Consider the following 20,946-nt stretch of genomic DNA (forward strand, 5'->3'; position numbering starts at 1 on the left):
CGCTGGATGATCGCATACGTATTCGGAGTTCCCTCAAACAGGAGGTGCTCCATGTCCATCAAATACGCGATCCTGGCGTTGATTGTAGAGAAGCCCCAGCACGGCTACGCGGTGCGCAACGCGTTTGAAGCTCGATTGTCGGATGTCCGCGAAATTGGCTACGGGCAGGTCTATCAAGTTCTTGCCAGCCTGGAGAAGGACGGATTTGTGCGGGGGGTCAGTACCTCCGCAGGGATTCGCCGCATCGTCTACACGGCGACTCGGCGCGGACGGGCCGCACTGCGTGCATGGCTGTTTGGCTCGGGGTTGGAGCGTCGTGGTTTTCAGGACGACGTCTTCCTGCGACTTCTATTTGCGAGACCAGAGGAGGTGGAGGGAATGATTCGTTTCCTTGCCGGACAGATCTTGCAGGTAAAGGAGGATCTCAAAATTTTGCGCAGCCAACAGAGTGAACTCCTGCCAGCTTCAGAACCTGATATCCGCATGCGATGTGTCTACATCGAGGCCGAAGTCCTGCATCGGGAAGCCGATCTGGCGGCCCTTGGTCTGGCGGTTCAGGAAATCAATATCCTGTGGCCGCAGACGGGCCGGCGTCGAGTGCAGGCGGCCAAGGTGCCACCTTCTCGGGAAATCGTGCCCGAGCCCCCGGAGCAGGTTCTCACGGGGCGCAAGCAGGCTTCCATGTCCGGCGTCCGTCCGTGGAAATCTCATTTCGGCTGAGCAGCTTCCATGGGATCACTCGCGGGAAGCGAGATTGCTTGTTCTGGACCAGAACGCCGTCGGGGCGAATCCCGAAAATCAGAAGTTCCGATTGGATGTCCATCGAGGTGTCGAGCGAGGTCTCCGGAGCTTTTTTTTCCGGGTTCGGCGTCAGGCGGAACCATACGCTTCCGGGCGGAAACGAGTCCTTGTCGAAGTTGGGGCAGGGACTGGAGGCCAGCGAAAGGGGCGCCGATCCCATAGTCAGAACGAGAAGGCCGATACCAAGCAGGATACGCATGGTTTCTTGTCTACCCGGTGGCTGCTCCACATCCAACGGTTTGAAGATTTTGCGAGATACCCAGAGGTTCAGTCGGAGCGAGGTCGCTGGAGTCGTCGACGGATTTCCTCCTCGACCAACCAGAGTCGATCCTGACCCCAGATTGCAAAGTCCGGCTCGCCTTCGCTTCGGATGCGGTAGCTGGGTACCCCCCAGATACCGGCGGCAAGCATCTCCTCGCGATTCGCCTCCAGTTCCTTCTCCCAACCGGGATGGCTCAGGTGAGGGAGAGCTTCTTCCCAGGAGAGGCCGGCTTCTATCACTACCTGGCGTAATCCTTCGTTGGTGCCTGTATCGACCCCTCGGGCGAATGAGTTGGTCATGAAAGATGCCAGGTACTCGGCCGCTCGCCCCTGAGACTTGGCGAACGGGTAGAGCGAAAAGGCACGCTCGACAGGTTCGCCGACTGGATCGAAGATATCGCCGAAGGGAAGTCCCTGTCGGGTGGCTTCCCGCTTGGTATCGCGCATGATGTAGAGTTGCTTGCTCAAGGGGACGGGCAGGCCACGCATGACCATCGGCAGGACGGGCTTGAGAACGAGTTTCACAGGAAGTTGTTGTGCCAATGCGTAGGTGCGCTCGGTGCTGATTGCGGAATAGGGGCTTCGGAGAGACGGGAAATATTCCAGGACGATGGAAGCATCGGGCGCCTCGATGGATTCGCCGCTGATTTCTCGTGGTGGGATAATGGGTCCGGCGTCGGACTCGGAGCGGAGGCCTTCGTCGCGAAGCCGTTCCTCCAGATAATGCAGACGATCGACTCCCCAGTACCATTCCCCCTCGAAGTAGAAGGTGGCACCATTATAGTGGCCCAGTTTTTGGCGACGCCTGGTTCCTGCCTTCCGGTCGGCGAGCATCTCCTCTTCGCTCGCTGTGGCGAATTCGTTGGCGAGATTGAGGATCTCGTCGCTGTCGTCGGCCCAGAGAGCCGCACCCACGCGGGGCGCGATTTCGCTGAATCGACCGGGCGCAAGGTTTGCTGCGAGAATTTCGCTCGCGCGACGATGGTTTTCCGGGGAGGGCTGTTCGCCGAGGTCCGTAAAGGACAACCCGAGAGCGGGGGCGATGGCGGCCGCATCCATTCGCGCGTACGGAATCAACCGATCTCGATCGGCAGCGGCATTGTCGGAAGGGGCGTCGACGAGGTGAATTTTTAATTCGACCGTGTAGCGGCGGAGGAATTCGCCGAGAACCTGACATGCGAGGTGGGAATAGGGATCATCGACCTGATGAAAATATTCCACGCAACGTGCTTTGCCGGAGATTTTTCCGCGAAGGCGTGCGAGGGATCTTCGTCGATCGCGCGTGCGGTCCGAGGTGATCGTACGCACGAATATATTCTGCAGGTTTCTTTTCAGCGACATGGGGAGATCCTTTGCTCGGTAGCGAAGTTCCTTTGAAAGCAGATTCTCTGCTACATCTCGATCGATGTCGATCGTCGCCAAATTCCGCGAACGGTTTGCCGCTCCGGCCGGGGTCTGGCGCGCCCCCGGCCGGGTCAATTTGATAGGCGAACACACGGACTATACCGGCGGCCTGGTCCTGCCGATCGCCTTGCCCTGGGAGACTCAGGTGGCGGCCGCCGCGCGTGCGGATGGGACTCTTCGCGTTTTTGCCGAGGCTTATCAGGAGACCGTCGAGTTCTCGCTGTCCACCATGCCCGAGCAACGGCAGGGACATTGGAGCGACTATGTGCTGGGTGTGGCCCACCAATTGCGCCGGCGCAAGATGCTTTCGACAGGCGCTGATTTATTGATTGAGAGCACGCTTCCGCCCGGTGCAGGGCTTTCCTCCTCCGCAGCACTTGAAGTCGCTGTCGCGTCCGCACTGCTGAGCTTATCGGAGGAGACGCTCTCGAACCTCGAATTGGCCAAGCTCTGTCAGGAGGCGGAGGCCGGTTTCGTCGGCACAGCATGTGGGATCATGGATATGTTCGTGTCCATCACCGCGCGCGAAAGGCATGCCACGCTGATCGATTGCCAGCAGTTGACCTCACGGTTTGTGCCCTTGCCGGAGGATTTGACGATTCTGGTCGTGGACACCGGGGTCCGCCATCAGTTGGCTTCTGGTGAATATAACCAGCGCCGCGCTTCTTGCGAGGAAGGCCTCCGGCGCCTGCGGGCCGAGGGTCTGGCCCTTGTGGCGTTGGCGGATCTTCCGCTTGCTGACCTCGAGCGTCATGAGGCGGTTCTGGGAACGTTGCTCTATCGTCGTCTTCGACACGTGGTGTCGGAGAATGCACGAGTGCGAGCCACAGTAGCGGCGCTCGAAGCGGGGAACCTCGACGCGCTGCGACCATTATTTGCCCAGTCGCAGGCGAGCCTTCGCGACGATTATGAGGTGAGTTGCCCCGAGTTGGACCTCCTCTGCGAAATTGCGACCAATCAACCCGGAGTTTTAGGGGCGCGCATGACAGGTGGTGGCTTTGGCGGATCGGTGGTGGTCCTTACACGTTCTCCGGGGGGCCTGGGGGACGCCATTCTCAAAGCCTATAGAGAGTCGGCAGGCCTTCCCGGATCTGTTCTCGAAGTTGTCGCCTCCCCGGGCGCCAGTCGATTGCCACTCACGGCAAAAAACTGACGCTGCGAGCGAGACTTTCCTTCGTGAAAGCGAGGAAAATCAAGCCATTCTCGTGCGCGATCGATGGTCTGATATTTGCTCCCTATCTCCAGCACACCTGTTGTAAACGGCGGCCCGACAATCGGGCCTGCATCGCAGGGGGCAAGGGAGATCGGGATGAAAAAAGTGAAATTGGAAACGAAGCGTTTTCTTCGCCGCTGGACCGTAACGGGGACTGTCCCGGTGACTCGAGTTGCCCTGCTGGGAATGGCATTTCTGGTCGGCATGGTCGCTGCCTAGTTCTCCGTCGGCTTGTAAATCATCTCGTGATCTGGTGCATCCATCCCAGGGGGCACGGGATGAAAATTGGTATCGGTATTGGAGAGCTTTCGGGGAAACCCGTTGACTTGTCGCAGGCAATTGAACAGGCCCGACAGGCCGAAGCTGATGGCTTCGCCTCGGCTTGGGCGCCGAATATCTTCGGGCTCGACGGGATCACCGTCTGTGCGCTCGCGGGGCAGGTCACCGAGCGTATCGAGTTGGGAACGGCGGTGGTGCCCTCCTATCCAAGGCACCCGACGACGATGGCGCAGCAGGCACTGACAGCCAACGCGGCCTGCCAGGGACGTTTCACTCTCGGGATCGGACTTTCCCATCCGATCGTGGTCGAGCAGATACTCGGAATGTCCTACGACAAACCGTTCAGCCATATGCGTGAGTACGTCGAGGCGATCGGGCCTCTCCTTCGCGGGGACGTTCTGGCCCACCAGGGGGAAGAGTTTCGCATTCAGGCACAACTGGGATTCCCCGGGAGTCAGCCGACCTCCCTGATGATTGCGGCACTGGCGCCCCGGATGCTGGGCCTGGCGGGTGCGCAAACCGATGGCACCATCACATGGATGACCGGTGTCAAAACGATTCGAGAACATGTGGTGCCGAAGATCAATCAGGCCGCGGAAAAGTCGGGTCGGCCGGCGCCGAGGACCGTTTGTGGCCTGCCGATCGCGGTGTGCGATGACGTGGATCGAGCGCGGGCCATCGCGGCAAAACTGTTTGTGGTCTACGGCACATTGCCCTCCTACAAGGCAATGCTGGACCTCGAGGGTGTGGACAGCCCGGGGGGCGTTGCCCTGGTCGGGAACGAGGAGTCGCTGCGAGAGCAGTTGGGTTCGTTGGCCGAGGCCGGCGCTACGGATTTTCTGGCGGCACCCTTCCCGGCGGATGAGGATAGCCAGGCGTCGATGGCGCGGACCCGGGAGTTTTTGAAGAGCCTTCTCTAGTTGGCGTCGGGATGCCCGGGGGGCAGGATGCCCGTGGCTGCGTAGTATTTCTCCAAAACGGCACCTGCGATCTGGTGCTTGCGGAGGTCGCGCGCGTCGATCACGTCGTGAGCGGCCTCGCGATACCAGGGATCCCGCCGTTGCATGATCTGACTGAAGGATTTTTCTTCCGAAAGGTCTGGTCGATTTTGATCGCCTCGTATTTTTTGTTCGAGGAACCCAACGTCGCGCTGCAGGTAGAGAACCACCGAATCTTTTCGCAGTGCCTCGACTTTGCTGGCAGAGAAGATCTCCTGCCCTTCGCTGTCGAGGTCGACGACCACTCCGCCTCCGCAATCGATCAGCTGCCATTCGGTAAATTGCGTGACGCGATGTACGACCGCCGTTTCGATTTCCCGAAACTCATGCCATCCGCGAGCAGCTACAATCTCCGGAATGGGCAGTCCGCCAGCCTCATACCGGATGAGGGCATCGAGAGACCATAGAGTGAAGCGTTTTTCCTTGCCCAGAATTCTTCGGGCGACCGAACTCTTGCCGCAGCCGCGACCGCCGATCAGAGCTAGATTCTTCGCCTGAGGTTTTGTGGGGAGGCCCATAGGCGTTCCTTACACCATAAATGTCACGTGTTCTGCGAAAGCCGCCGAGTTCTTGCAAAAAAGGTTTCGGATTCGTTCGGGGCAGCGCTGGTATCGATCAGGGCCAGGCGGTAGTCTGCGGCAGCCATGAGCCAGCAGACGGCCAAATCCGCTCGGACGCGCGGACGACTTTCCTGGGAAGCCCCATTGGCGAGGATTGTGCAAAGTCGCAGTGGTCCTCTGCCGGACCTGTCCACTCCTCCCGGAGAGAGTGGATTGGTGGAACCCGACTCGGTTTCATGGCGTGTGTTCAAGAACCCCGTTAGCCTTTTTATCGGTGGGGTTTCTGCGGTCCTCCTCGAGTTGGCCGAGCCCCGAGTCCGCTCGGGGGTCTGGGACTTCACCAGTTTTCGCACCGACCCGATGGCGCGGATGCAGAGGACCGGTGCTGCGGCGATGCTCACGGTGTACGGCGCCCGGAGCATGGCCGAGAAGCGGATCGCCGGAGTCCGGCGGATGCACGACGGGGTCGCGGGGATCACCCCCGATGGAATCGCCTACCAGGCGAATGATCCTCATTTGCTGAATTGGGTCCATGCAACCGCGGCCTTTGGGTTTCTCGAGGCTTATGATCAGTTCGTCAGGCCCGTTTCTCCGCAGGATCGCGATCGCTATTGGGCGGAAGGGCAAATCGCGGCCGGGCTGTACGGCGCGGATGCTCCTCCGGTCTCGCAGGCCGAATGGGAGAATCGCCTTGCCGGGATGCTTCCGGAGTTGGAGCCATCAGCGATTGTTTTCGATTTTCTGGCGATCCTTCAGGCGGCACCCATTTTCCCTCGCCTTTTTCGACCGTGTCAGCATTCGATGATTCGTGCCGCGGTGACCATGACGCCGTCGGCGGTGCGCGATCGTTTGGGTCTGGATGCAACGTGGGATCTTTCGCCCCGGGAACGTCGTTGGATCTGTCGGGGTGGTCTTTGGAGTGATCGGGTATTTCTGACCTCCTCGCCCCCGGCGCAAGCCTGCCTGCGGATGGGGTTGCCTGCCAATTATCTATACCGCTCGGCGGTATAGTCAGAGGGCCGCTTTACGAGTCCGGGGCGGTTGCCGTTGCCTGAAGACCATCTGCCGTAGTACGGAGAGAGCTGGTTTTCTGAACTGGAGGAATTGTACGTGCATCTCTACCAATGGACCGAAAAAAACCCGGAACAAGCAGCGCTGATTTTCGCCGAGCGCGATCTGGAGATTTCCTATGGGGAACTCGAGGCCGCCTCGAATCGCGTGGCGCACGCCCTGCGCTCGTGGGGACTTGGTCCCGGGGACGGTGTTTCTGTTGTCCTGAAAAATGAACCGGCTTTTTTCGAACTCTATTGGGGTGCGATGCGGGCGGGCTGTTATTTCACGCCCATCAACTGGCATCTGGCAGCGGACGAGGTTCGTTATATCGTCGAGAATTCTGATGCGAAGGCATTTTTCGCCTCGGCGGACCTCGGGGGTCTTGTACAGTCGCTCGGGGATGCGTCGGGGGACCTTCGCGCGCGTGTCGCTGTCGGTGGCAAGATCGATGGGTTTCTAGGCTATGAAGAGACCATGCAGGCGATGCCGACCGAGCCTATTGCGGACGGTTGCGAGGGCGCGAATATGCTCTACTCCTCGGGAACGACGGGACGTCCCAAGGGGGTACGACCCCCATTGCCGGCAACACCTCTGGGCGAAGGCCCCGGAGCCGCGCTGGCTTTCGGGTTCCAGATGCTCTTCGGGCTTCAGGAAGGCGATCGTTATCTGTGTCCGGGGCCGCTCTACCACGCAGCGCCTCTTCAATTTTCGACTTTGCAGCATCGAATTGGCGGCACGGTTGTGGTGATGGAAAAGTTCGATGCGGAGAATGCACTCCGCTTTCTCGAAAAATATCATGTGACCACGAGCCAATGGGTGCCGACGCATTTCAGTCGGATGCTGGCTTTGTCCGACGAGGTTAGAGCTCGCTACAGCCAGCCTGATTTGCGCGTAGCGATTCATGCCGCGGCTCCCTGCCCGGTGCCGGTAAAGCAGAGGATGATCGATTGGTGGGGTCCGAAAATTCTCGAATATTATGCAGGGACCGAGGGTGGTGGCACCCTGATCCAGTCTGAGGATTGGTTGACCCATCAAGGTTCGGTGGGACGCCATTGGTCTGGTGGTACCGTGCATATTCTCGATGAGAACTACCAGCCGATTCTCGAGCCCGATGTGGATGGGATGGTTTATTTTGACGCCCCTGAGGATCCCAAATCACGCTTTCGCTATCATAAGGATGAGGAGAAAACGGCCGAGAGCTATCACGAGAGCCGGTTTACGCTTGGGGATATCGGGCACCTCGATGCCGAGGGCTTCCTGTATCTGACCGATCGCAAATCTCATATGATCATCTCGGGAGGCGTGAATATCTATCCCCAAGAAACCGAGAATTGCCTGAGCGACCACCCGGCGGTGGCAGATGTCGCTGTTATCGGCGTCCCGCATGAGGATATGGGGGAAGAGGTGAAAGCGGTGGTACAGTTGCGGGATGGTTTTGAACCCGGTGAGGAACTGGCCGAAGAAATGATCGGATGGGTGCGCGAGAGGATCGCTCGCTACAAGGCCCCGCGATCGATTTCATTTGTTGCCCAGCTGCCGCGTCAGGAGAACGGCAAGATCTACAAGCGATTGCTGCGGGATCAGTTCGGGTCCGCCAGTTGAGCCGGCCGTCTTATAGATCTTCAGGCTCGGGCTGAGCAGGGACGGCCCCCGCCAGATTCCAGCCGTAGTCTCGAAAGAGCTCCGGCAGGGCCCGCTCGATGGTTTCTCCATCCAGACCGAACTCCTCGAGGTCATAGGTATGTCCTGTCTTGTGGCTGCCTCTGCGTGCACCAGCCTGCTCGAGTGCCTGCTGCAGCGAGTCACTCATCTCGAGGTCGAGGTTGGAGTAGATCTTCTCGACGGCCGTCTTGGGGTCCGACGTGAGTTCCCGGTAATCGACTTCACACCAGGCTGTATTCGGACGGCCTGAGAGGACTTCGCGCGGATGTCGGTAGCTATGGAGGCTCTGTTCGATCAATTTCTCGATCGAGGCCTCTATCCGTTCTTCGCCCCAGCCGAGGCTTTTCCAAGTTTGCTTGAGCATTTTGAGCAAGCTGGGAATCGATTCCCGTGGATCTCGCATGCAGACCACGAAGCGCGCATCCGGAAATTCCTCGAGCAGGCTCTCCACCCGCCCGTTGAACGTCGGGTTTTTGCTCAGAAGAATTTGCTTCTCGCTTCCGAGGGCCATCTGGCGTTTCAGGGAGTTATGATAGCCACGCATCGCGCGCCGCCTTCGGCGGGTGGGCCAGCGGTCCCAATAATAAAAGTCGAGCTTGTCCATATAGGGGAAGAGCACGATCCAGAACCCCGAGGTGCAGGAGAAGGTCTGGCAGAAGTCATCCTCTTCCGGCGCGAAGAGGCCTGTATCGTGAACGTCGCGAGTTTTTGCGAGCTTGCTGTCTTCGGTGGCGCGCAGTTTCTTCTCGAGAAAGGAGCCCAGCATAGCCCGGTCGAACCGGCCCAGAGCGCGGATGCACTTTTTTTCCAGCAGCGAGGGAAAGGCCATTTCCCACGCTCGGAAAAACGCATAGCGCCCCTCGTCGGCCAACATCAGTCGATGCAGGAGGGTGGTGCCGCTGCGGGCGTGGCCAATGATGAAGATCGGCTTCCGAACCTCGGTCCGGCGGAGCTTCGGGCTCAAGTTGTCGAGCAGGTAGCAGGTTGCATGGACGATGGCTGCGATCGGAATGACGAGAAAGACGGCGAGGCGAGCCAGCGTTCGGGCCCGATCGGTCTCCTGCCAGGCGAGTCGAAGCATTTTGCCATAGAAGTGGAAGCTGAAGTGCATCTGCATGGTTCCCGGCCTTTCAGTGATCTTGCTCGGAAGGATCGGTCGTATCGGGTCCGATGGCAATTTGGCCCAAATATTGACGGAGGGCGGCTCGCAGCGAATTTTGCGGGAACAGGTCCGGTGCGAAATGATGACTGGTCGCGAGCCCGGTCACCAGCCCGGCGAGAACGATCGCCTGATCCCTCGGGATCAGGCTCGACCGCAATTCGCCGAGTTTGCGGGCGCGGGCGAGGAGCTTCTCGATCTGGGCGATCAGAGCACTCTGCGAGCTCTCCTCGATGGCGATTAGGTCATCGGCGGTCTCGCCCTGGCGGGGAAGAGCCAACCGGATCTGCCAATCCAGAGCCCTCTCTTCATCGAGAGGTAAAAGGGCGCCGAGGGCACGCTCGAGGGTGCTGATACCGCCACCTGTCCCGACGGCGACCAGAAAGCGTCCCGCCTGCCGTCGGTGCACCCAGCGGCAGGCCTCGACGAGGAGATCGCTCTGGTTCTCGAAATAATGCCGAATCAGACCCGCGGAGTAGCCAGCCTCACGAGCCACCTCGCGCAGCGTCATCCGGGCGAGCCCATGGCGCCCCAATGTGCGCGCGGCGGCCGCTGCGAAATCGGCTCGGCGGCTGGCTGTGTCGATGATTTTGGGCAAGAAGCTTTCCTCTTTAATTATTATTATGCACAGGAATAATAAAAAAGTAAATGAGTTTAGGGTCGCAAGCTGATATTCGCGATGCGGTCACGAGGTTTGGGGCTAGGGCTGATCGATGAAAATCGGTGAGGACCAGGCGCGGTGGGCAGCATCCGCCAGACAATTATCGTCCCAGGGCCGCCCGAAACAGGGGCTTACACTGGCGCAGGTCACGCCATCTTCCTTCTGGCAATGCAGGGGGTTCGCGCCCACGGTCGGGGTCGGTTCCTCGATTGCGCGCGCGTAGTAGAGGACATCGCGGCCTGAGCCGAGAAACTCCGGATCGCTGAAGGTGACCTTGCAGCCAGAGCTGTCGTTTGGGCAGGGCAGCTGTTTCCAGGGGTCTTCGATCAGGGGGGCGACGTTCTCACCGGCGAACCTCTGCGGGCGAATCCGCACAATATCGATGTGCGTAATCACGTTGCGCTCGTCGGAGGGAAAGTAGCACTCTCCCTGACAAAGGCGCTCGAGTCGGTCTCCAGCCATGGATCCGAGGGCATCCGGAGGGCATCCGGGCTTCTGGCGGAAGGAACCGACCGCGCGAACCTCGAATGCCGGGTTTTCGCTGAGTTTGGTCTCGGCGCCCATGGGCAGGGTTTTTCCCTCAGGTCCATTGGTGAGGTCGAACCAGAGGAGAATGCGGGGCCCGCTGGTTCCATAGACTTCGCGGCGCTGCATCGCGTCCCAGATCGCGCCCCGGTCCCGGCCGCTTGCGTGCACCGCCGTGAGTCCGCCGTTGAGGAAAAAGGAAGCCTGCCTCTCGGTCTCGAAATTCGCAAAAGGGACATCGATCGCATCCATTTCGATCGCCACAGACTCGCCGATCGGGTCGCGGGTATCCCTCGATCCGAGTTGAGTATCGAGGAAATTACCGAAGCGAGCTTCGGTGAACTCCTGACGGGAAATGGGCTTGTAGCCGGTTCCCGGGCGGGCCGAGTGGTTGTCGCTGGCGGCAAGGAAACCGAAGCGGAAGCGGTCCCGACCGGCGTCGTTTTCGGGCCGGTTGAGCGCCATAATGTACTGCGCGGAGCTTTTCGGCCGATAGTTGAAGGCCGGGATGAAGCAATCCTTGCACTGACCGGCATCCTGCCAGTCGGCGATCGTCGTGCTCGGTACCGTCGAATATCCCCCATTGAAGGAGGCGTCGATATAACGGCGGCGCGCGAGTGCCGCCTTGTCCGCGCAATCCTGAGCGGAGTTGCCCTCGGCAACGCAGCGCGCGGCAACAATTTCTCCGGCACGCCAGCAGGAAGGTTTGTAGAGGTCGCTTTGTGGCGGCGGGCAGGCCTTTTCATTGTTGGCACCCAGAAGAACTTCTTCCCAATCACGATATTCCTCGGAGTTGCCGTGTCCGGAGTAGACCTCGATCAGGCGTTGCCAGCGCGGGCTATGCTGGGTGTTGGTCAGCTGCTTGTCCCAGGAGGAGCCCAACGGTGTGTAGAAACCCCAACTGGTCCCGTGCGGAATGACCAGAGAATCGAGGTTCCAATCATCGAGCCGGTCGAAAAGTTCTGCGGGTGTGGGTGCCGTATCCCGACAATTATCCGGGAGTTCTCGCACCGGGATGCCTTTCGGGCATGCAGGTACGCTGGAGAGTTCGGTGAAAAAGCGGGCCAATTCGGGGCCGCCGGAATCAGCTTCGGCGATGGCCAGAAGGCCCATGACCAGCGCGGGAGGAGCAGCTTCGGTCAACGGCGGAAGTCCCGGAGGCGTTCCGGCCGTGATGGGGTGCGTCGGAATACGCGCGTCGTCAAGATCCCGAAAAATCACGTTTTTGTGGCCCCAATGGTTGGTGGGCTCGGTGCCGACCTGCGTCCACTCCCAGCCGAGATAGGAAACCAGATCGGGATTGGTATCGCCTCCGATCTGCTGGCATTGACGCATCGAGTCAATGGTTTCTTCCCAACGTCGAGGGGTCAGGCTGAGGGCGTGGTCGTTGATCGACCAGAAGTCCAAACCGCTGCAATGACGAGCGAAATCGCAGGCATCAGCGACCGGATAGGCTCCTGATCCGCCCGCCATGGGCAAGCTCATCTGAAAGGCGTCGAAGGAGAAAGTGGTGTGGACATGCAGATCGCCAAACAAGATCTGCTTTGGCGCCTCGACGCCGACCGATTTTGCGGCTTTCTCGATCGCGGCGGCTCGCTCGGCGATGACCGCGGGTGCGACTACTTTCCCCTGCGGGACGCCGCCGATCATGCTCTCGGCAAAATAGCCCTTGCCGAGAATGAAAAGCGTCACCAGGGACAGGCCCACGAGGCCGGCCAATACGATCAGGATCTTGTTTCGCATCCTGACTCCTTAGCCCGCTAGTGCCTGCTGGTGCAAAATGAATCAACGGATGGCAGCAGGGCGCGGGCCGCTGGCGCAGACCACCGTCTCGCTGGCGGAATCATCCCTCCAGGAGTTGTCGCAACACATAGGGGAGAATTCCGCCGTGACGGTAGTACTCGATCTCGATCGGCGTATCGATACGGACGGTGACGGCGAGGTTCTGGCTGGTTCCGTCCGCACGGTGAATGGTCAGGGAGAGGTCTTGCTGGGGAGCGAAGTCCTCGGCTTCCACGCCGATGAGGTCAAAGGTCTCTGTCCCGTCGAGTCCCAGAGAATCGATGGTATCCCCGTCCTTGAACTGGCAGGGCAGCACGCCCATGCCGACAAGGTTGGATCGGTGGATTCTTTCGAAACTGGCAGCGACTACGGCTCGAACTCCCTGAAGTCGGGTTCCTTTGGCCGCCCAGTCGCGAGAACTCCCGGTCCCGTATTCCTGACCTGCCAAAATCACCAGCGGGACACCTGCGTCGGCGTAACGCATCGCTGCGTCATAGATATCCATCTGCACGCCATCGGGTTGCAGCATGGTCACGCCGCCTTCGACACCCGGAACCATCCGGTTCTTGATCCGCACGTTTCCAAACGTGCCGCGGGTCATGACTTGATCGTTACCCCTGCGAGAGCCGAAGCTGTTGAAGTCCTTTTTGGCGACACCGTGCTCCTGCAGGTAGCGACCGGCGGGAGAGTCTTCCTTGATGGCACCGGCTGGGCTGATGTGATCGGTCGTCACAGAGTCGCCGAAGAGGGCTAGAGGGCGTGCTCCCTTTACATCAGCCAATGTTCCCGGTGTCAGAGAGAAATTCTCAAAGAAGGGAGGGTCCTGAATATAGGTCGAATCCCCTTCCCATTCGTAGACGTTGCCGACAGACGAAGGAATTTCGTTCCATAAAGGGTTACCTGCGGCGAAGTCGGCGTAGAGGCGCCGAAAGGTCTCGGGGTCGGTGGCGGCATGCATCTGGGCCTGAATTTCGCTCGCCGGAGGCCAGAGATCTCGCAGGAAGACGTCCTTGCCGTCGGTGTCCTGGCCGAGGGGATCGGTCGTCATATCGATATCGATGGTGCCAGCCAGAGCGAATGCCACGACGAGGGGCGGGCTCATCAGGAAGTTGGCGCGAACCTGTTGATGCACTCGAGCTTCGAAATTTCGATTGCCCGACAAGACGCTCGCGGCCACCAGCTCGTTGTCAACGATTGCGGACTCGATCGCCGGGGCCAGCGGACCGGAGTTGCCGATACAGGTGGTGCAGCCATAACCAACGGTCTCGAACCCGAGCGTATCCAGACTTTTCTGGAGCCCCGTCTTCTCCAGATACTCGGTGACGACGCGCGATCCGGGGCCCAGTGAGGTCTTGACGGTCGGTCGCACCTGCAAGCCCCGTTGCACGGCTTTTTGGGCGAGGAGTCCAGCCGCGAGCATGACGCTCGGGTTGGAGGTATTGGTGCAGGAGGTGATGGCGGCAATGACGACATCGCCATTCCCCAGAGTGGTTTTGCCTGCAGGAAGTTCGAGCTCGACCTGGTGGCCGATTGCCGATGATTCGCGGCCAAAGCCACCGGCATCGACGTCCTCTTCCATCAATCCCCGGTAAGCGCTGCCGAGTTCACTCAGATTAATCCGATCCTGCGGTCTTTTGGGTCCGGCTACACCTGGTCGGATCGAGCCGAGATCGAGGTCGATGACCTTGGAATAGTCAATCGTTCCGGCCTCGGGGATGCCGAACATGCCCTGAGCCCGATAGTAGTTGCCCACGGTTTGGATATCGTCGGGACTGCGACCGGTTTGGGCCAGATATTCAAGAGTCTGGTCGTCCGTTCCGAAGAAGCCCATGGTCGCGCCGTACTCCGGTGCCATGTTGGCCACGGTCGCACGATCGGTCAGGGGCAGGGCGGTCGCACCCTCCCCATGGAACTCGACAAATTTTCCGACCACCTTCGCGGCACGCAGCAATTCGGTCACGCGGAGGACCAGATCCGTCGCGGTCACTCCCGCGGGCAGAGATCCCGTGAGGTTGACGCCCACAACGTCGGGCGTGAGGAAATACACAGGTTGTCCCAGCATGCCGGCTTCCGCCTCGATGCCGCCGACGCCCCAGCCGACGATTCCCAATCCATTGATCATCGTGGTGTGGGAATCGGTTCCCACCAGCGTGTCAGGATAGTAGACGTCGTCGCGGTTCAGGACGCCGCGCGCGAGATATTCCAGATTGACCTGATGAACGATCCCGATCCCCGGCGGCACGACTTTGAATGTATCAAAGGCCTGCATCCCCCATTTGAGGAACTGGTAACGCTCGCGGTTGCGCTGGAACTCGATTTCCATGTTTTTTTCCAGCGCGGTCGCCACTCCAGCGACATCGACCTGCACCGAGTGGTCGACGACCAGGTCCACCGGGACGAGCGGCTCGATGAGCTTGGGATCACGTCCGATCTTGTCGACCGCGCTGCGCATGGCGGCCAAATCCACGAGCAGCGGGACTCCGGTAAAGTCCTGCAGGACAATGCGTGACACGACGAAAGGGATCTCGGCGGTCCGATTGGTTTGTGGCTGCCATTGAGCCAGAGCCCTGACGTCCTCTTCCCGGATGCGCTGGGCGTCGCAGTTTCGCAAAACGGATTCCAGAACAATCCGGATACTGACGGGCAGGCGTGCGATGTCACCGAAGCCAGCGGCTTCCAGTTTCAGCAGAGAGTAGAACTTGCCGGTTTCGCCATTTCCCAGAGTGAAGTTGTCGATCGTATTCGCGAGAGGATTGTCCTGCATGGAAAAGCTTTAGCGGCCCGACGCGGATGGAGAAAGGGATTGGCTTGCCTCTTCTTCCAACTTTGGGTTGGGTAAGAGTATCGATGGGCGTTTGCTCGCCATACTCTCGGGGGGATTATCTGAAATGTTGTCGAAATTTCGCGTAGTGACGGGTTTTTTGATTTTGGTCGGGCTATTTTTGGCGCCCACTGTCCATTCCGAAACCGATCTGGCAAGTCTGCCTGCTGGGCCGATTCGTGATCGAGTCGAATTGATGGAAGAGATTGGCGCGGCCGCAAAGAAAATCAATGAAGCCGCCAAAGCCGGCGATACGCAGGCGGTGATCGCCCCGGCCGAGGAGATTGCTCGCTTGACGCCGAAATTTGCCGAGCTGTTCCCTGCGGGGAGCACGCATCCCAATTCTCGAGCGAAGGCCAGCATTTGGACCAATCCCGACGAATTCGAAGCCTATAACGACTATATGGCCAAATACGCGCTCGCGATCGCTGCGACCGCCAAAGATGGCGGTAATGTAAAAAAAGCCGTGAAGAAAATGTTCAAGAGCTGCAAGAGTTGTCATAAAAAGTATCGAATTCCCGACGAAGATTGACCCATGGGACCGAGTAGTTTGGTACTCCCTGATCTCGACGCGCTGACGATGGCCGCGCTTGCGGGGCGGCGTGGTGAGAAGTGGTCGACCTACCCGTCTGACGTTCTGCCCGCCTGGGTCGCCGAGATGGATTACCCCGTTGCATCGCCTGTTCACGAGGTTCTGTCGGCGATGGTCGCCGGACATGACGTCGGCTACCCGAGGGATGCCCTGAGCGAAGGGGTGCGGGAAGTATTCGCGACGCGCATGGCCGAGAAATTCGACTGGAAGGTCGACCCCGCCCGGGTGGAGCTTTTGTCGGACGTGGTGCAGGGGATTTACCTTGCGGTCGGTACATTGACGACGCCGGGAAGTGGGCTGGTGATTCAAACGCCGATCTACCCTCCCTTTCTGCAGTCAGCGACAGAGAACGGGCGGGAGATTGTCGAAAATCGCCTGCGTCACGAATCGCGTGGGTACGCAATTGATTTCGAGGCGTTGGAGGAGGCGATTGGTCCGCGCACGGAGATGCTCCTCTTCTGCAATCCCCACAACCCGACGGGGCGTGTTTTCAGTCGCGAGGAACTGGAGGCTTTGGCGGAAATCGTTTTGCGCCATGACCTGCTTGTGGTGAGCGACGAAATCCATGCGGACCTTCTCCATGACGGGAGGTCGCATCTTCCGCTGGCCTCTCTCGGCCCCGAGATCGCCGCACGAACGATCACATTGACCTCGGCCACCAAGGCTTTCAATATACCCGGATTGCGGCTGGCCGTAGCGCATTTTGGCTCCCATAGGTTGCAGGAAAAGTTCGCCGGGGTGCCCGTGCATGCGCGTGGCGGGATCGGTCTGCTCGGGATTCATGCAACGATCGCGGCCTGGCGCGATAGTCAGCCCTGGCTGGACCATGTGCGCGGCTATCTCGAGGAACGGCGGAACCAGCTGGGCGGTCTCCTGCAGGAGCGGTTTCCGGAACTGATTTTCCGAGTCCCCGACGCCACCTATCTGGCGTGGGTCGATTGCGCGGCCCTGCAGTTGGATGCCGACCCGGCAGAGTTTTTTCTTGCGAAAGGTCGCGTGGCGTTTTCCTCAGGTCCGAACTTCGGCGCGGGCTACTCCTCGTATATGCGAATGAATTTCGCCACCTCGGCAGGGCTGGTGACGGAGGCTGTCGACAGGATGGCCATCGCCCTGGGGCGCTGAGGCGCGATGGAATTCAGGCGAGACCGGATCATTTTCCATGCAGATATGGATGCTTTCTATGCCTCGGTGGAACAGCGAGATCGCCCCTCGCTCCGCGGGCGTCCGGTTGCGGTTGGAGGCCTCCCCCCGCGCGGCGTGGTAACCGCGGCTTCCTACGAGGCTCGCGCGTTTGGGGTACGCTCGGCGATGCCGACATCCGAGGCCCTGCAGCGTTGCCCGCATCTCGAGGTGGTCCCGGGCAATATGAAGCTCTATGCGAGCGAGTCCCGCAAAATACGCAAGGTATTTGATGAGTTCTCGCCAGAGGTCGAACCGATCTCGCTCGATGAGGCGTTCCTCGATCTGACGGCATCGATGCGTGTTCTGGGTGGCCACAAGGAAGAGATCGCGCAGCGACTCAAGGATCGCGTGCGTGCCGAGACGGGCCTCTGCATTTCCGTCGGGATTGGGCCGGTCAAAATGGTTGCAAAGATCGCCAGTGATTTATCCAAGCCCGATGGCCTGTTGGTTGTGGAGCCGAGCGACTGCCGCGACTTCCTGGCGCCTTTGCCGATTCGTCGGCTCTGGGGTGTCGGGCCGGTACAGGAGGAGAAACTGCTGCGAAAGGGCATCCGCACCATCGGTGATCTGGCCGGGTTGGTTGATGTGGCTCCCGGAAGTGAACTGGCGCGGCTCTGCACGCTGGCACGCGGCGAAGACGATCGACCGGTCGAGAACACGCGCGAAGCTCGATCGATCGGCGAAGAACAGACCTTTGCGACCGATGTAAGGGACCGCGTCCGATTACGCGAGATGATTGGTCAGCACGCCGAAGCGGTCGCACGTCGGCTGCGGCGGGAAAACCTGGAGGCTCGGGTGGTCCGGTTGAAGATCAAATCCAACGAGAAGCTGGATCGACCGGGAAAGTATCGGATCTACACGCGCCAATTGACCCTGCCGGAACCAACCCAGGATGGGCGTCGGCTCCGCATCGCTGGCCATGAGTTGTTGTCCGACGACTCCTTGCCCCCGCAGGTTCGGTTGTTGGGACTGACGGCCGCCGGCTTGCAAGAGGTCGGTGTGTCGGCGACAGGGCAGATCGATATGTTTGCCGGGGCGCCGCGCGAGGACCAGAGTCTGAACGAGGCGCTGGACAAGATTCAGGATCGGTTTGGACTCGAGGTGATCCAGCGCGGGGGAGGTGCAAGGGTCAGCAAGGCATCCCCGAGTCTTGGGATCAAAAAGGGCGAGTAGGCCCCTTATGGGGCCTGCTCGCTGCCTCTTTTTAGCGTTATTCTTCTCCGATATAGTAGGCGCCCAGGATCAGGAACATCTCGTCTTCGGTGCTGACGCCTCCGTTGACAGGGCACGCATCACATAGCCCGTCGCCCTCTCCGGGGGTGGAGTCGCAAGTCGCATCATCGCCCAAGCCGTTGCAGGGCTTCCCAACCTGGCCCGACCAACAATTGGTTGGCGTACATCGACCGAAAATCGAATTCTGCGGGGTTTCCGAAGCTCGCTTCACGACGCTCGGGTCCGGCTCACCGTTTTCGCCGTAGCCATTATTATAAGTCGCGCAATAACGGAAGGTGCGATCCTCAACGTCCGGTGAGTCCATCTCCAATGGTGGATCAAAGTATTTGTTCAGAGGGTCGTTGTAGCTGAAGTTCTGATAGACCAGTTCACCATCAGGGTCGTAGACGAGGAACTCCTTGCCGCGCTGATGGTAGTGCGAGAGAAGGTTGTAGACGCGTGACCCTTGGGGTGCGACCCAGCTTTGGCAGAAGGTTTTTTCCTCATATGCGGGGATCGAGATGCTCAGGATTTGATCGGCATCGAAGATCTGGAGGGAGCGTATCTGCGCATCTTCGGCAAAAGTCCAGTTCAGTCGCCCATTCATTTCGAGATCGCTGCCGGTGAGATTGAACGCATGGGAGTTCCAGTAGAAAATTCCCTCACAGGGCATTTCGTCGAAGACGCCCTCCGGCATGCTTCTTTTCTCGGAAGTTTGCTGCACGGTCAAAAGATTTGTCGAACTAAGGGGGCTGGGGCCACCAGGGGGGCCAAAGCCGGTGCACCCGGGAGTATCCACGATGCGGCTGATACAGAAACCATCATCACAAGCGCCTTGTTCCTTGGGGTCGCAGGATTCGCCGGACTTCGAGCCCAGACTGCAGGTCCAATCGCCGAATTCAGGAGCATCGACGTCTGCGTATCCTGTGTACTCCATCAAGATGGCATGGTGGCTTTGTGCATCCTGTCGGAGATTGTATTCCTCGATCCGGAATCTCTGGCCGTATTGCCTTGGTTGTCCTTGGTTCGGGGAGGTGTCTCTCTCGGTCAGATATTCTTCAGGGATCTGTCCGCAGAAATCGTAGTATGTCGCGAAGCAGACCTCACGCTCGCTTGCGGCCGGCAGCAGGTAGGAAGGCATGATCAACTGAACGCCTTCACTCGGGTCCGGGGCGTCCAGGGGCCGAATCGATTGCGGAAGTTCTTCGGGGAGGCAAGCCCCGAGTAGCTCGGCTGTACCCGCAACGGTGCCGTCTTCCTGTGCACCATTCTTGATCCATAGGCGCAGAAGTTCGATATCGTCCGTGCTCAAAGTACCATTGCCCGTGGGCATCGCGCCGCCGGCAATCTCGACTCCTTCGGGATCCAGTTTGGCGAGAACTTTCAGATAGAGATAGCTGTCCATCGGTGTTCCGGGTTCGATCAAGTCGAGGTCGAAAGTTTGCGACGGGATCTCATGAATATTCGCCCACGCGACTTCCGGGCTCAGGTCGAGTCCCGCGGCTGCATTGGATCCGTGACAGGGCCCGTCGGCACACTGCTGCTGCACGAAGATTTGCTCGTAGATGCCTTCCCAAGTGCTTTCGTAGGTGTTGATCTCGTCACACTCTTCAGGACTGTCGGTAGGCTCAGGCTCAGGCGTCGGCTCGGGTGTGGATTCTCCGGTTGGTTCCGGGGTGGGCATCGGGAGGAGCGGCATCCCGTTGTCCGAGGACCCCCCACCGCAACCGCTGATGATCAGCAGCAAGGCGATGAGAGCGCCTGCAGTAACTCTTGCGATGGGAGTTTTCTGTGGATGAGCCATCCAGAGATCATGTACAATGCCGACTACGGTGGCAAGCCCTAACTCAAGTGACGTCAAATCAAGGTTTTTCTCCGATTATGGGTCACGAATTCAGGATTCGCTCACCTGAATTTTATCGTCGACGTGAAGCCTGAGGCCTTTTTCGGCATGGCCGTTGCGGATCGCGATTTCGAGGTAGCCATCACTGCCGATCAAGGCGAGCGGTTCACCTTCAGCGACCTCCCCGTAAGTGCGGCACAGGGCAACGACGGTTTCGCTCCGAGGAAGTTGCGCCGCGCAGGCATCGGGAAGGTCCTCTCTGCGAAGATTCGTGATGGCGTTTCCGAAATGATCGAAGAGCAGGATGGTGCCCTCGATGCGGTTGCCGCGGCGCAAGGGATGCGGTCGCGGCAAGGGTAGGGGCTCGTATCGTGGACCTGTTTGATGCGGGGAAAGCGAACCGCTGGCAAGGGCGGCGGCGATCGGGGCAAAGAGATCGCGGCCGTGAAACGTTGGCGCGAGATCTACCGGCAAAAAGGGTTCCGTGTCGGGATTTCTCTCGATCTGATGGCAATGGAATGGTCCCAGCCTATCCAGAGTTGGGCCGAGAACGCCATTATCAGGAGCCACGAAGCATTGGCCACCAGCCACAGCCACCAGGGCGCGTCGATCGGTTCCGACGCCCGGGTCCACGACCACCATATGGACGGTCCCCTTCGGCCAATAGGGCGCTGCTGCCGACATTGTGGTGGCGCCGTGAATGATGTTCTGCGGCGGTATCCCGTGCGCGATATTCTCGATCCGAAGTCGAGCATCGTGATTCAGAATCATGCCCTTCATCGCGCCCACATAGCCATCGGTCGTGCCGAAGTCCGTGGTCATGGTGACCAGGCCGCAGGGATGAAAGAGAGATGGCGGGTCGGTGGAGGCGGTCATGGCTTCAGCTTCAGCCGTGCGGCGGCTCTCTGTCAACCACCATTCCCTGGCGCCGGGCCCGC

18 protein-coding genes are annotated in these 20,946 nt (G+C 59.6%); 9 read left to right on the forward strand and 9 right to left on the reverse strand.

The window, feature by feature from the left end:
- The first annotated feature begins 51 nt into the window (after positions 1-51).
- Positions 52-720 (forward strand): PadR family transcriptional regulator, encoded by a 669-nt coding sequence (locus tag P8K07_14345; GenBank protein MDG1959699.1) that lies wholly within the window; start codon positions 52-54, stop codon positions 718-720.
- Here the strand turns inward: P8K07_14345 and P8K07_14350 are convergent.
- Together P8K07_14350 and P8K07_14355 are read right to left on the reverse strand one after the other, a co-directional pair.
- Entirely contained in the window at positions 659-1,000 is a 342-nt protein-coding gene (locus P8K07_14350; GenBank protein MDG1959700.1) for a hypothetical protein, read from the reverse strand. The two genes, P8K07_14345 and P8K07_14350, sit on opposite strands and share 62 nt — an antisense overlap.
- A 68-nt stretch (positions 1,001-1,068) precedes the next feature.
- Positions 1,069-2,403, reverse strand: coding sequence for a DsbA family protein (locus tag P8K07_14355; GenBank protein ID MDG1959701.1), 1,335 nt, complete (start codon positions 2,401-2,403; stop codon positions 1,069-1,071).
- Positions 2,404-2,467: 64 nt separating this feature from the next.
- Here P8K07_14355 and galK point away from each other — a divergent pair, with 64 nt between their 5' ends.
- The 3 genes from galK to P8K07_14370 all read left to right on the forward strand — a co-directional run bounded on the left by galK (position 2,468) and on the right by P8K07_14370 (position 4,878).
- Complete coding sequence (gene galK, locus P8K07_14360) at positions 2,468-3,619, forward strand: galactokinase (GenBank protein ID MDG1959702.1); 1,152 nt, start codon at positions 2,468-2,470, stop codon at positions 3,617-3,619.
- A 156-nt stretch (positions 3,620-3,775) separates the two neighbouring features.
- Positions 3,776-3,898 carry a hypothetical protein gene (locus P8K07_14365; protein ID MDG1959703.1) on the forward strand — a complete coding sequence of 41 codons (123 nt, stop codon included), beginning with the start codon at positions 3,776-3,778 and terminating at the stop codon, positions 3,896-3,898.
- Between the two features lie 59 nt (positions 3,899-3,957).
- Positions 3,958-4,878 carry a TIGR03564 family F420-dependent LLM class oxidoreductase gene (locus tag P8K07_14370; protein ID MDG1959704.1) on the forward strand — a complete coding sequence of 307 codons (921 nt, stop codon included), beginning with the start codon at positions 3,958-3,960 and terminating at the stop codon, positions 4,876-4,878.
- On the opposite strand, the gene P8K07_14375 is transcribed toward P8K07_14370, so the two are convergent.
- Positions 4,875-5,474 carry a shikimate kinase gene (locus P8K07_14375; GenBank protein MDG1959705.1) on the reverse strand — a complete coding sequence of 200 codons (600 nt, stop codon included), beginning with the start codon at positions 5,472-5,474 and terminating at the stop codon, positions 4,875-4,877. The two genes, P8K07_14370 and P8K07_14375, sit on opposite strands and share 4 nt — an antisense overlap.
- Positions 5,475-5,600: 126 nt before the next feature.
- On the opposite strand from P8K07_14375, the gene P8K07_14380 reads away from it, so the two are divergent.
- Both P8K07_14380 and P8K07_14385 read left to right on the forward strand, forming a co-directional pair.
- Positions 5,601-6,527: an oxygenase MpaB family protein gene (locus P8K07_14380; protein MDG1959706.1), complete on the forward strand. Its 927-nt coding sequence runs from the start codon at positions 5,601-5,603 to the stop codon at positions 6,525-6,527.
- Between the two features lie 99 nt (positions 6,528-6,626).
- Positions 6,627-8,171: an acyl-CoA synthetase gene (locus P8K07_14385; protein MDG1959707.1), complete on the forward strand. Its 1,545-nt coding sequence runs from the start codon at positions 6,627-6,629 to the stop codon at positions 8,169-8,171.
- Between the two features lie 10 nt (positions 8,172-8,181).
- Here the strand turns inward: P8K07_14385 and P8K07_14390 are convergent, their stop codons facing one another.
- The 4 genes from P8K07_14390 to acnA all read right to left on the reverse strand — a co-directional run bounded on the left by P8K07_14390 (position 8,182) and on the right by acnA (position 15,122).
- Complete coding sequence (locus tag P8K07_14390) at positions 8,182-9,348, reverse strand: sulfotransferase (GenBank protein MDG1959708.1); 1,167 nt, start codon at positions 9,346-9,348, stop codon at positions 8,182-8,184.
- Between the two features lie 13 nt (positions 9,349-9,361).
- Positions 9,362-9,988, reverse strand: coding sequence for a TetR/AcrR family transcriptional regulator (locus P8K07_14395; GenBank protein ID MDG1959709.1), 627 nt, complete (start codon positions 9,986-9,988; stop codon positions 9,362-9,364).
- A 102-nt stretch (positions 9,989-10,090) separates the two neighbouring features.
- Positions 10,091-12,319, reverse strand: coding sequence for a DUF3604 domain-containing protein (locus P8K07_14400; GenBank protein ID MDG1959710.1), 2,229 nt, complete (start codon positions 12,317-12,319; stop codon positions 10,091-10,093).
- 100 nt (positions 12,320-12,419) lie between these two features.
- Positions 12,420-15,122, reverse strand: a complete 2,703-nt coding sequence (gene acnA / locus P8K07_14405) for an aconitate hydratase AcnA (GenBank protein MDG1959711.1) — start codon at positions 15,120-15,122, stop codon at positions 12,420-12,422.
- 124 nt (positions 15,123-15,246) lie between these two features.
- On the opposite strand from acnA, the gene P8K07_14410 reads away from it, so the two are divergent.
- The 3 genes from P8K07_14410 to dinB are packed head-to-tail and all read left to right on the forward strand — an operon-like array spanning position 15,247 to position 18,126.
- Positions 15,247-15,711, forward strand: coding sequence for a cytochrome c (locus P8K07_14410; protein ID MDG1959712.1), 465 nt, complete (start codon positions 15,247-15,249; stop codon positions 15,709-15,711).
- A 3-nt stretch (positions 15,712-15,714) separates the two neighbouring features.
- Positions 15,715-16,893 carry a PatB family C-S lyase gene (locus P8K07_14415; protein MDG1959713.1) on the forward strand — a complete coding sequence of 393 codons (1,179 nt, stop codon included), beginning with the start codon at positions 15,715-15,717 and terminating at the stop codon, positions 16,891-16,893.
- Between the two features lie 6 nt (positions 16,894-16,899).
- A complete protein-coding gene (gene dinB / locus P8K07_14420) occupies positions 16,900-18,126 on the forward strand; it encodes a DNA polymerase IV (protein ID MDG1959714.1) in 1,227 nt (408 codons plus the stop codon).
- A gap of 37 nt (positions 18,127-18,163) precedes the next feature.
- On the opposite strand, the gene P8K07_14425 is transcribed toward dinB, so the two are convergent.
- Positions 18,164-20,026, reverse strand: coding sequence for a hypothetical protein (locus P8K07_14425; GenBank protein ID MDG1959715.1), 1,863 nt, complete (start codon positions 20,024-20,026; stop codon positions 18,164-18,166).
- Between the two features lie 33 nt (positions 20,027-20,059).
- Positions 20,060-20,920, reverse strand: a complete 861-nt coding sequence (locus P8K07_14430; protein ID MDG1959716.1) for an SAM-dependent chlorinase/fluorinase — start codon at positions 20,918-20,920, stop codon at positions 20,060-20,062.
- Positions 20,921-20,946: the final 26 nt, after the last annotated feature.

The organism is Candidatus Binatia bacterium (genome assembly GCA_029248525.1).
Lineage (GTDB): Bacteria > Desulfobacterota > Binatia > UBA12015 > UBA12015 > UBA12015.

What these genes read in the sequence shown, in the direction of transcription:
- P8K07_14410 (MDG1959712.1), top strand. Translation starts at nt 15,247, where the DNA reads ATGTTGTCGAAATTTCGCGTAGTGACGGGTTTTTTGATTTTGGTCGGG.
- P8K07_14365 (MDG1959703.1), top strand. Translation starts at nt 3,776, where the DNA reads ATGAAAAAAGTGAAATTGGAAACGAAGCGTTTTCTTCGCCGCTGGACC.
- P8K07_14355 (MDG1959701.1), bottom strand. Translation starts at nt 2,403, where the DNA reads ATGTCGCTGAAAAGAAACCTGCAGAATATATTCGTGCGTACGATCACC.
- P8K07_14345 (MDG1959699.1), top strand. Translation starts at nt 52, where the DNA reads ATGTCCATCAAATACGCGATCCTGGCGTTGATTGTAGAGAAGCCCCAG.
- P8K07_14400 (MDG1959710.1), bottom strand. Translation starts at nt 12,319, where the DNA reads ATGCGAAACAAGATCCTGATCGTATTGGCCGGCCTCGTGGGCCTGTCC.
- P8K07_14390 (MDG1959708.1), bottom strand. Translation starts at nt 9,348, where the DNA reads ATGCAGATGCACTTCAGCTTCCACTTCTATGGCAAAATGCTTCGACTC.
- P8K07_14375 (MDG1959705.1), bottom strand. Translation starts at nt 5,474, where the DNA reads ATGGGCCTCCCCACAAAACCTCAGGCGAAGAATCTAGCTCTGATCGGC.
- P8K07_14415 (MDG1959713.1), top strand. Translation starts at nt 15,715, where the DNA reads ATGGGACCGAGTAGTTTGGTACTCCCTGATCTCGACGCGCTGACGATG.
- galK (MDG1959702.1), top strand. Translation starts at nt 2,468, where the DNA reads ATGTCGATCGTCGCCAAATTCCGCGAACGGTTTGCCGCTCCGGCCGGG.
- acnA (MDG1959711.1), bottom strand. Translation starts at nt 15,122, where the DNA reads ATGCAGGACAATCCTCTCGCGAATACGATCGACAACTTCACTCTGGGA.
- dinB (MDG1959714.1), top strand. Translation starts at nt 16,900, where the DNA reads ATGGAATTCAGGCGAGACCGGATCATTTTCCATGCAGATATGGATGCT.
- P8K07_14350 (MDG1959700.1), bottom strand. Translation starts at nt 1,000, where the DNA reads ATGCGTATCCTGCTTGGTATCGGCCTTCTCGTTCTGACTATGGGATCG.
- P8K07_14370 (MDG1959704.1), top strand. Translation starts at nt 3,958, where the DNA reads ATGAAAATTGGTATCGGTATTGGAGAGCTTTCGGGGAAACCCGTTGAC.
- P8K07_14380 (MDG1959706.1), top strand. Translation starts at nt 5,601, where the DNA reads ATGAGCCAGCAGACGGCCAAATCCGCTCGGACGCGCGGACGACTTTCC.